Genomic DNA, 2,781 nt, shown 5'->3' on the forward strand with positions numbered 1-2,781 from the left:
GCGTACTCAACCGCATGCTGGCGTGCGCATGAGTCTGTCCGACATCAAGTCCGGCAGCTATAATCGGCAACTTCAAAGACCGAAATGCGCTCGATTTCATATCCGCGCACCAACGCCGCATCTATATGGCCGAGTTGGTGCGCTGCGCAGTATCGGCGGCGATATCTTTAGCAGCCGTTTACCGGAGCGCGATAGGTCCTGTGTATGCAATACTGTCGGATGACGTAAGGAACCGCCGTGCCGCACAGAGCAGCAGCCCTAGCCGGCCGTTCTACGCCCCGCCTGCATCGTTTCATGAGCGTGATGCTCGAGCTGGCTCCGGGCGTTCTCGTGCCGCGTCAGGAAACGGAGTTGCTCGGACAGAGCGCGCTTGCGATTCTTCGCGATCGCGCGCCCGGCCCGATGGTGATCGACATGTGCTGCGGCTCCGGCAACCTTGCTCTGGCGATCGCGGCGGAAGTTCCGTCGGCCCGCGTCTGGGGGGTGGACGTGACTGACAGCACGTTCGCGCTCGCCCGGAGCAATGCCGAACGCTTGGCCCTTCAGGCCCGGGTCACCATCCGGAAAGGGGATCTGTTCGGTGCGCTGGAGGGCGATGGGCTTATCGGCGCAGCGGACCTGATTGTCTGCAATCCGCCCTATATCTCGACCGCGCGCCTCGAAGGCGAGAGCGCGCATCTGCTTGAGGGCGAGCCGCGCGAGGCCTTCGACGGGGGGCCTTACGGCATCTCGATCCAACAGCGGCTGATCCGGGACGCAATCGATTTCCTCAAGCCTGATGGCTGGCTGCTGTTCGAGTTCGGCCAGGGGCAGGACCGCCAGGTGGCTGCCCTGATAGCCAGAGCCAAGGCCTATGAACCCGTGACATTCGCCAAGGATGAGGTCGGAATGCCGCGTGTCGCACTCCTTCGCAAGCTTGGGAACGGTGCGCCCGCGATCTCATCCTCCGCGAGTTTGGCATGAGCCAGATTCGTCCCCTGCAGGCTGCGGATATTCCGGCCGTCGCCGGGCTCTTTCAAAGAACCTTCCGGGACGGTGGCAAGCCGCCGCCTCCGGCGCTCGAGACTTATCTGCGCTGGCACTATCTCGAAGGCCCGGTCTGCGATCCGGAGATCGCGTCTCTCGTCCATATTGCGAGCGAAGGCGACATTTCAGGCTTTGTCGGCGTGAATGTGCTGCCGATGAGGCATGGCCAGTGCAAGCTGCGCGCCGCCATCTGTGGTTCGCTCATGGTCGAACCGCGGGCGAACGACCCGATGGCCGGCGCAAGGCTGCTCAGGACATTCCTGGCCGGGCCGCAGGACATCTCCTTCAGCGAAACCGCAAATGCCCTCTCGACGCAGATGTGGACGAAACTGCGCGGGGTCGCCCTGCCGCAATACAGCCTGGACTGGATCCGGGTCATCCGACCTTCGGCCTTCCTGCTCGATCTAGCATCGCGGCGAGCCGGCGCCGTGCGCTTGCTTGACCCGCTCGCGCGCGGACTCGATCGCTATCTTCGCGGACGGATGCAGGAGAACGAGATGCGCTGGTCCGGGGTCCCGGAACTCTGGAATGGCAAGGGCGGCCTCAAGGTAGCCGAAATCGATCAAGCCGGTTTTGCGGCTCTTTTGGACCCGTTAACGCGGCAGTTCCCGCTCCGCCCCGACTGGAGTGCCGAGCAGCTTGCGCATATCCTCGCGGAGGCTTCCCAGAAGCCGGACTATGGTGATGCCGTGTTCGCGTCCGTCTCCTGCCCCAGCGGGGGGCTGGTGGGCGCCTTCCTCTATCACACCCGCCCGGGCAGGATGGCGCGCGTGCTGCAGGTTCTGGCCCTGCCGGGGCAAGCTGGTTCCGTCGTCGACTGCTTGATTGGCGATGCGGCGCGGCGTGGCGCCGCCGGCCTGCGCGGCCGGACGCAACCCGCCCTGCTCGCAGCGATGCTGGGCCGGCGGGTCGCCTTCACTCAACCGGCCTCGACCGTGGTGCATTCGCGCGACGAGGAGCTGGTGAACGCGTTTCTGAGCTCGCAAGGCTTCTTCAACGGGCTGGCCGGCGAGCGCTGGAATCGCTTGGCCGGGGAGCAGTTCGAATAGGCCGTCATTTGCCCGCGCGGCGACGTAATCCCGATGGTCGCGCCAATCTCAGCTGGCGATTTCCTCGACGGGGCGGACGAGCTGCGGGCCAAGGTGCAGATGGCGCGTCGCCCGGCGCTTGGCGGCGATATCGGCCCAGACGCGTTCGACCTCGACCGCAGTCAGCTCCGCGGCGGCGCCGACCTCCACGGCTGAAAGGCCGTTATTCAGGCCGAAGAGGCAAATATCCATGCGGTCATAGGGCAGGGAGAAGTAGAACTCTTCCTGCGTCTGCTCGAGGGAATAGGTGTCGGTCGTCGGCGCCCTGCGGCAGATTTCCTCGGGAATGCCGAGATGGGCGGCAAGTGCATAGACCTGGCTCTTGTAGAGATGGGCGATCGGTTTGACGTCAGCCGCGCCGTCGCCATTCTTCACGAAGAAGCCTTGGTCGTATTCGAGCCGGTTCGGCGTGCCGAGCACGGCGAAATTCAGCCGGTCGGCGTGATAGTACTCGATCTGTTTGCGCGTGCGCTGCTTCATGTTGGTGGCGGCGACGATGCCGAGATAGACCGCCGCCGACATGCGCAGCTTCGTCTGCCGGCCTTCGGGGTCCTGCACCACCAGCGAGGAGATGTTGTAGCCCTCGCCGGCGAGCGAATTGGCGATGACGATCTTTGAGGCCCAGCCCGGCCCGTATTCCGGCACCAGCTCGCGGATGAAGGTATCC

General features: G+C 64.5%; 4 protein-coding genes. 3 read left to right on the forward strand and 1 reads right to left on the reverse strand.

Annotated features, from left to right (window positions below; genetic code table 11):
• The 3 genes from EN991_RS40425 to EN991_RS30955 all read left to right on the forward strand — a co-directional run.
• Positions 1-223: hypothetical protein (locus EN991_RS40425; protein ID WP_206519283.1), on the forward strand; the 223-nt coding region annotated here is incomplete at its 5' end.
• A gap of 71 nt (positions 224-294) precedes the next feature.
• Complete coding sequence (locus EN991_RS30950; protein ID WP_245265405.1) at positions 295-963, forward strand: HemK/PrmC family methyltransferase; 669 nt, start codon at positions 295-297, stop codon at positions 961-963.
• Positions 960-2,075 carry a hypothetical protein gene (locus EN991_RS30955; RefSeq protein WP_064994918.1) on the forward strand — a complete coding sequence of 372 codons (1,116 nt, stop codon included), beginning with the start codon at positions 960-962 and terminating at the stop codon, positions 2,073-2,075. The genes EN991_RS30950 and EN991_RS30955 overlap by 4 nt, the downstream gene beginning before the upstream one ends.
• 48 nt (positions 2,076-2,123) lie before the next feature.
• Here the strand turns inward: EN991_RS30955 and nadE are convergent.
• Positions 2,124-2,781, reverse strand: a 658-nt coding sequence (gene nadE / locus EN991_RS30960; RefSeq protein ID WP_127370178.1) for an NAD(+) synthase, incomplete at its 5' end; no start/stop codon positions are given.

This window comes from Mesorhizobium sp. M7A.F.Ca.US.005.03.2.1 (genome assembly GCF_003997795.1).
GTDB classification, from domain to species: domain Bacteria; phylum Pseudomonadota; class Alphaproteobacteria; order Rhizobiales; family Rhizobiaceae; genus Mesorhizobium; species Mesorhizobium ciceri.